This window comes from Bacillus cereus group sp. BfR-BA-01524, from assembly GCF_022662595.1.
GTDB classification, from domain to species: Bacteria; Bacillota; Bacilli; order Bacillales; family Bacillaceae_G; genus Bacillus_A; species Bacillus_A thuringiensis_S.
Map to the genome: position 1 here is coordinate 40,148 of NZ_JAKUDW010000042.1, position 7,117 is coordinate 47,264.

Genomic DNA, 7,117 nt, shown 5'->3' on the forward strand with positions numbered 1-7,117 from the left:
TTTATTTAAAAATGTAGAATCTCTACAGAGTTAGAGGGAGTGTATTAAAACTTGAACTGTGTAGGGAGGAAATTACTTTGAAACGAATTGACTTGTTATTAAACGTACTAGATTCAACATTCGATAAAGAGAGTTGGTATGCACCGTTTAAACATGCTATAGAAGGACTTACAGCTGAACAGGCTATGTGGAAACCAGCTGGAGAGACAACGAATACCATTTGGGAGAACGTTAATCATCTCACTTATTACAAAGAAAGACTTGCTGCAAACTTGGAAGGACGTGAATGGACACATAATCTTGATGGTAATGACACCTTTTATCTTACTAAGCAATCTAATGATGATAGGGAATGGAAGGAAGTCGTTGAACGCTCTGAAAATGCTCAGCGTAATTTAAGACAGGTATTAAGTGCAATTTCTGAAAGAGAACTTGAGCAAAATTCACTTGAAGGTAAATTACTGGACATTATGCTTCATGATGCTTATCATACAGGCCAAATTATTCAATTAAGGAAAATGCAGGGGGCATGGCCATCAAAGCGTTAACGGAGCGTTTTAGTTGGTACTATTGTTGAATAAATTTTAGATATTCAAACGATTTTATTGTTATATTTTTAGTGAAGTATTTTACATCCAAAATGAAATAATTATATTTTTAACCCCGTCCGCAATTTAGAACGGGGTTATGTTTGTTCTGTTATAAAGCCGCACCTTTCCCGGACTCTTCTTTAAACCGAAGCTCAAAAGTATCCGCTGTAATTTCATCAGCTTTCGGCAAAGCCCGTAATTTTGGATGAAGCAGCCATACGAGGGAAATGAATAAAATCCCAATACTAGCAAGCGCGAAAATAAGTTGGCTACTATATACATTCGCAGTGTATCCGCCAATTAAAGAGCCGAGCGGCATAGCAATTGTGCCCATGCTCCGTGTGACTGAATTGATGCGCCCAAGATATTGGTTCGGAATTACAATTTGACCAATTGTCGCAAATAATATGTTGGTCGCACCAATTGGTATCCAAGCTAAGCCAAATAAAAAAATGGATAACCATTGAAACGGTACAACCGTAGAGAGAAACCAAAAGAAAGCGCCAGTTGCGAAGCTAATAATGGAGACACGGCCAACATTATGTTTACCAACCCATGAACTGAATAGTGCTCCAATTAAACAACCGGCTGATATAGCGGCTAAAAAGAACCCATATAATCTCACACCACCTAAAGAATCAGCGAAAGAAGGGAGTATGGCCATCGTCATACCGATTGAAAAATTAGCGACAACGGAACCGATTAAGAAGACGCCCATTAAGGAACGAAAGACGATTGAAAACCCTTCTTTTAAATCAGTGAAATATTGCTTAGTTGAAAGTGTTGTGTCTGCTTCGGTTTGTTTTGGCATTTTCAATGAAACGAACAAAAGGGCAGTAATCGCAAATGTAAAAGAGTCGATCACATATAAAGTAATTGCGCCAAATAGTGCTACTAATATTCCGGAAAGAGTCGTGCAAATTAAATCAATGCCTTGATATGCAAATGAGAAAAGTGAATTTCCTTTTAATAATTGTGTTTTATGCAGTAGAAGTGGTAAAGCTTTTGATTGTGCGGGATAGGCGAATTGTTCGATAAAGGCTACGATGGGCATGATGATGAGTAGTAGTTGGACTGTTAATAGGTCGAAGTAGTGTGTAATAGGAATGATTAAAATAAGAATGCATTGCAAAACTTGTGTGATGACGAGGGTGTTTTTTATTGACCATCTATCAACGAATGGACCAGTAAGAAATTGTAATGCAGAAGGTAATAACGTAAGGGAACCAGCCAATCCAGAATAAAAAGGATTACCACTTAATTTGTATACGAGCCACATCGCTGCTACATAATACAAGCTATCTCCTATGTTTGTAAAAATTCTTCCTAAAAATAATAAGAGGAAATTCCGGTTTTTTAATATGTCCACTTTATCTACTCCTTTATAATAAATTTATTCGGTAAAATAAATTTGACCGTTTATGTAAAAAAAATCGTATTACGATTTTTCTTCTTTTTTAATAAATTGCTGCATTGTTCTCTCAGCGATTTGAAGTGCAGTAGTAGAAATATAATAAGGTTTACTATTCGGATCTTTATCTGCACCTTTTGTGATTTCGTTTAATTCAGCCATTAATTCATAAAACTTTTTCACCCACACTTGAAATTGTTCTGGCGTAGCATCAAATTCCCAGCAGGATGAAACGTAATTCCACTTAGCTGGATCTTCACTTGCATTTCGTAATGTAAAAGCTTCTTCTGGTGCAGCGAGAATTTGGCTTTTCGTTCTTTCTATCATTTGTAAAAAGATTTGGCGACCTGATTCGCTTAATATTTCTAAATGAGGTAATAGATCTGCGGCAGGGGTGAAGCCTTTAGCGACAGATTGATAAAACTTTTGAATAATCCCATTCTTTTCTTCTGTATAAACGATCTCTATAAGACCATTCTTTTCTAATTCTTTTAAATGATAATGAATTTTCGCCCTTGAAATGCCGAATTTCTCAGATAGTAATTGTCCAGTATAAGGACGTTCGCATAGACGTATCATCATTTCGGCACGTAGTGGATCGCTTAATGCTTTTAGTTGGCTATAAGTAGTTAGTGTTAATACGGGCTTCAACATGATCAACTCCTTGAATTAAATTACTCGGTCAATATTATTTGACTGAATTGTATCAAGGATTTCAAATATTTTCAATACTTTCTGAAAATTAAATCTTACTCTCTGTAATCTTCTGTTCATATTCCGTTCATAATTCTTTTTTATGATTAGTGCATAGAAAGAAAGAGGAAGGAGCGAGCGAAATGTTTTTAGCTCTGCGTGAATTGAAACAATCAAAATTAAGATACGGATTAATCGGACTGATTATGGTGTTACTATCATTTTTAGTTCTTGTCATTTCGGGATTAGCAAATGGATTATCATATGATAATGCTTCATCGATTCAAAATATGGAGGCAAATAAGTTCGTTTTAGCAGATGATGCGGAAAATAAATTACTTCGTTCACAAATTAAGAAAGACGATGTAGATAACGTAGTAAATCAAGTGGGCGAGAAAGAGGCAGTTCCATTTCGGGTGAAAGTTTCAACGTATGAAAAGAAAGATAGTTCGAAAAAGGTTGATATCGCTATTTTCTCAAGTGAACGCGATACATTTTTAGAACCGAACATTGTAAAAGGTGAGAAGTTAGGTACAGCAAACAACGAAATGGTTGCTGATGAATCAATTAAAGAAAAAGGAATCGATATTGGGGATACAATTATCGATCCTGTTTCAAAGAAAGAATTTACAATCGTCGGATTTACGAAAGATCAAATGTTTAGCCATACACCAGTCGTTTATGTAAATGAAGACGTATGGGGCGCTATTTCACAACCAAACCAAAAAGATTATAGTACAATCGCACTTAATACAGATAAAGAAGTAAAAAATGCACACGTAATTGACAAAAAAGAAGTGCTGCAAAGTATTCCAGGATTTAAAGAAGAGCAAGGAACGTTAACGATGATTATTGCATTCTTACTTGTTATCGCTGCATTACTAATTGGTGTATTCTTCTACGTTATTACACTGCAAAAAACACAGCAATTAGGTGTATTAAAAGCAATCGGTACAAAAAACTCGTATTTAGCAAATAGCTTAGTCGTGCAGGCGTTATTCTTATCAGTCGTTGCGATGGTAATCAGTATCGTTCTTGTACAAGGGTTAGAACAAATTTTACCAGCAGGTATGCCGTTCTTATTAACAACACCGATGATTGCACAATATGCAGCAATCTTTATCGTAATTAGTATTTTAGGAACACTTATTTCGTTATACCAAGTATTAAAAGTTGATGCGCTAGAGGCAATTGGAGGCGGGATGTAATGACTTCATTATTAAAATTAGACAAAGTAAGTAAAGTGTACGGAGAAGGGAATACGGAAGTAACAGCCCTTCATCCGATGTCGCTTGATGTGAAAGCTGGAGAATTTATCGGAATCGTTGGTCCTTCTGGATCAGGGAAAAGTACGTTATTATCGATCGCGGGTGCTTTATTATCACCGTCAAAAGGAGATATTTACATTCGTGAGCAAAATATTACGAAGTTATCAGAAAAGGAAATGACAGACATTCGTTTGAAAAAAATCGGTTTCATTTTCCAATTCGCAAATCTTGTTCCATACTTAAATGTAAAAGAACAATTGCTTTATATTGCAAAGCTTAAAAAAGACAACAAACAAGAGTCTGAAAAGCGTGCAGATCACTTACTAGCAGCGTTTGGATTAGGAGAAAGAAAAAATCATTATCCAAATCAACTATCTGGTGGGGAAAAACAAAGGGTAGCAATCGCTCGTGCGTTCATGAACAATCCAGATTTAATATTAGCGGATGAACCAACGGCAAGCTTAGACTCAAAACGCGCACGTGAAGTCGTGGAAATGATGAAACGTGAAGTGAAAGAAAGCCAAAAAGCAGCAATTATGATTACACATGATGAAAGAATGCTTGATGTATGTGATCGTATATTGACGCTTCGAGATGGGAAATTGGTATGATGAAAAAAAGAACTCTTACAATTGTAAGAGTTCTTTTTTTTGTTTTTTCAAGCATTAACAAGAGGAAGAGGGTGGTATACTTTGTGGGAAACGGAAAAGATTTTCGGGGTCATATTTTGCTTTTACTTTCCGCAGCTTATCAAAGTTTGCTCCGTAATATTCTTGTCCGAAATTTTCGATGTTTTGATCTGGAACATTTACATAAGAACCAGTTACATACGGCTTTATTAATTGACGAACTCTTTCAACTGATGCTAGATTGGCAGCTTCTTCAGACTTGTCTTTCCAGCTAGCAGTCCATTCTGTATAAAATAAAGGGCTTCGCCAAAAGAAAGCTGTTTTACTGCTAGGTACTTTACTTATAGCACCTCCCCAATTAATAAAAAAGAAATTAGCTTCTGTTCCAGTAGCTTCTTCTAAAAATCGTTTCATAATGGAAATAGGTTCTTCCGGCCAAAGGTTAAGTGCCCAGGCAGAAGAGAATTTCACACTTTGATCAGATCGACCAGGGATTGGCTCATCTGGATCTAAGAAATCGATAGCGGCTGGGTAAGGTAATTCTTCTATAACAATTTGTGTTGGAGTTCCAGCATTTGTTAAAGGTTCTAATAGTTTGATGAGTTCACTTTTGGAACCTAAAAAAATACCTTCTGCATGGCAAAGTCCATTTATTTTGCTGTAAATTTCAAGAAGGCAGCCTAATCGTGAGTCTACAAAAGGTGCCCATTCTTGCCAAACTTTGAAAACAGTTTCTAACTGATCCCATGGCCAAATGATATTAAAGACTGTGGCAGTATTAGGGGCACGATGAAGCTTCAATGTATATTCAGTGTTGTATCCGAAGTTTCCACCACCACCACCTCTAGAAGCCCATAATAAATCTTTATTGCAACATTGATCTGCTTGAATAATTCGGCCTGTCGCATCTACTGTTTCTAAAGCAATAAGGTTATCACTTATTAGACCGATTGTTCGTGAGACTACTCCAAAACCACCGCCCATTGTAATGCCACCGATTCCAACTGTAGGACTATCTCCAAACGGTGACATAAAACCTTCTCTAGCTAGTCCCTTTACAAGTGGCCCGACGTGAATTCCAGTTTGAACGGTTGCGATACCATTCTTTTTATCTAAACTTACTTTGTTCATATCACTTACATCAATAACGATGCCGCCATTTACTACAGAAAGGTTTTTATCTAGCGCATGTCGACCACTTCTAACACGTAACGGAACATGATTTTCGCGAGCCCATTTAATGGCGTTACTAACATCATATGAATTTTGTGCAAAAACAAAGACGAGGGGGAAGACATCAACGTAAGGATTCCAATTCTTAATAGCTTCTAAATAACCGGGATCTCCTTTGTAAATTACTCGTCCTGTAAGTTTTGTTGAACCCATGTATTTCACTCCTTATCAATATTTATAGATGTCGTTCTAATGTAGCAATGGAACATGGTCATGTAGTAATTAGAAGAATAAGAACTTTATGAGAGGGGGGAAAATATCATGTAGGTACGAGTAGAGGCTAAATATATGGTGATTTAGATGATTTGGAAAATTTTATTGCTACACAAATTCTATTAGTAGTGTATGAATTAAGAGTTAGTATTGTTAAAGAATTGTACACTTTCCTATTAGTATGACTTAGGGGAATGACAGTTTTTCAGTTTTGTTAAAGTATAAGGAACTAATCTAAGTTTGAAATTTGATAATTATATTTATTTTTGAGGTATTATCATAATGAAAAAGTGAAAGGTTGGGCTCTGCAACAAATGATACGTGGATAGAAATAGAATCTAACTGTAGAGGGTTAACTAGTTTGTAAACGCACTTATATTAGGTCTCTTCCTTAAGAAGCCTATGCATAGGCTTCTTAGAGAAGGGACAGTAGATTATATAATCAAAATGATAGCTGTTTTATAAATACTTTTTAATTTTATTACGAGTAAGTAATAAAACACCGCCTAATACAGATAGCATTCCTAGAGCCATATTGTTTGATTGCTCGCTACCAGCGTTAGGAAGTTCTTTAGTGTTATTGTTTTTAGTACCATTATCTGCTTGCGTTTGTTTAGACTGTGATACTTCATTAATCTTGTTATCAACATTTTGCTTCGTTGTATGTAACTCAGCTAATTTGTCGTCAATTTTTTTCTCAGTATGCTTAAAGTCGTTGATTTTAATATCTAGGTCTTGTTTTTTCTTTGTTAAATCGTCTGAAACAGTTTGTTTCGATTGTTTAATTTCGTTAATTTTATTTAGTAAATCTTCTCTAGCCTTTTGTAATTCAGCTAGTTTGTTTTTTACATCTTGTTTAGCTAATTCTAAGTTAGCGGAAAGACTATCTAAATTGCCTTTAATTTTCTTAAGTTCCTCTAACGTGTTACCAGTATTCGGCTTGTTTTCTTTTAGCTCAGCGAGTTTGTCCTCAGCAGTTTGTTTCGCTTTCTTTAACTCAGCTAATTTGTCATCTACTTGTTTTTTAACTTCCTTAAGTTCATTAACCTTTTGATCAATGTTCTCTTTATGTTGCTTCAT

7 protein-coding genes are annotated in these 7,117 nt (G+C 35.7%); 3 read left to right on the top strand and 4 right to left on the bottom strand.

The annotated features are described in order from the left end of the window. Positions 1-77: 77 nt before the first annotated feature. On the top strand, positions 78-548 hold the full coding sequence (locus MR170_RS16565) for a DinB family protein (protein ID WP_242308677.1): 471 nt from the start codon (positions 78-80) through the stop codon (positions 546-548). 151 nt (positions 549-699) lie between these two features. Here the strand turns inward: MR170_RS16565 and MR170_RS16570 are convergent, their stop codons facing one another. Continuing rightward, positions 700-1,959: an MFS transporter gene (locus tag MR170_RS16570; RefSeq protein ID WP_242308680.1), complete on the bottom strand. Its 1,260-nt coding sequence runs from the start codon at positions 1,957-1,959 to the stop codon at positions 700-702. A gap of 69 nt (positions 1,960-2,028) precedes the next feature. Beyond that, a complete protein-coding gene (locus MR170_RS16575) occupies positions 2,029-2,652 on the bottom strand; it encodes an ArsR/SmtB family transcription factor (RefSeq protein WP_024927960.1) in 624 nt (207 codons plus the stop codon). Between the two features lie 185 nt (positions 2,653-2,837). Between MR170_RS16575 and MR170_RS16580 the strand changes: the two genes are divergently transcribed. Together MR170_RS16580 and MR170_RS16585 are read left to right on the top strand one after the other, a co-directional pair. Next, on the top strand, positions 2,838-3,902 hold the full coding sequence (locus tag MR170_RS16580; protein WP_242308682.1) for an ABC transporter permease: 1,065 nt from the start codon (positions 2,838-2,840) through the stop codon (positions 3,900-3,902). After that, positions 3,902-4,573, top strand: coding sequence for an ABC transporter ATP-binding protein (locus tag MR170_RS16585; protein WP_242308685.1), 672 nt, complete (start codon positions 3,902-3,904; stop codon positions 4,571-4,573). Before MR170_RS16580 ends, MR170_RS16585 begins: the two co-directional genes overlap by 1 nt. Before the next feature lie 54 nt (positions 4,574-4,627). Here the strand turns inward: MR170_RS16585 and MR170_RS16590 are convergent, their stop codons facing one another. Both MR170_RS16590 and MR170_RS16595 read right to left on the bottom strand, forming a co-directional pair. Next, a complete protein-coding gene (locus MR170_RS16590) occupies positions 4,628-5,977 on the bottom strand; it encodes an FAD-binding oxidoreductase (RefSeq protein ID WP_016080985.1) in 1,350 nt (449 codons plus the stop codon). Between the two features lie 519 nt (positions 5,978-6,496). Continuing rightward, a partial coding sequence (locus tag MR170_RS16595) for an LPXTG cell wall anchor domain-containing protein (protein ID WP_242308687.1) occupies positions 6,497-7,117 on the bottom strand: 621 nt, incomplete at its 5' end.

Coding starts and splice junctions, on each gene's coding strand:
- MR170_RS16580 (WP_242308682.1), top strand. CDS start 2,838: ATGTTTTTAGCTCTGCGTGAATTGAAACAATCAAAATTAAGATACGGA.
- MR170_RS16585 (WP_242308685.1), top strand. CDS start 3,902: ATGACTTCATTATTAAAATTAGACAAAGTAAGTAAAGTGTACGGAGAA.
- MR170_RS16590 (WP_016080985.1), bottom strand. CDS start 5,977: ATGGGTTCAACAAAACTTACAGGACGAGTAATTTACAAAGGAGATCCC.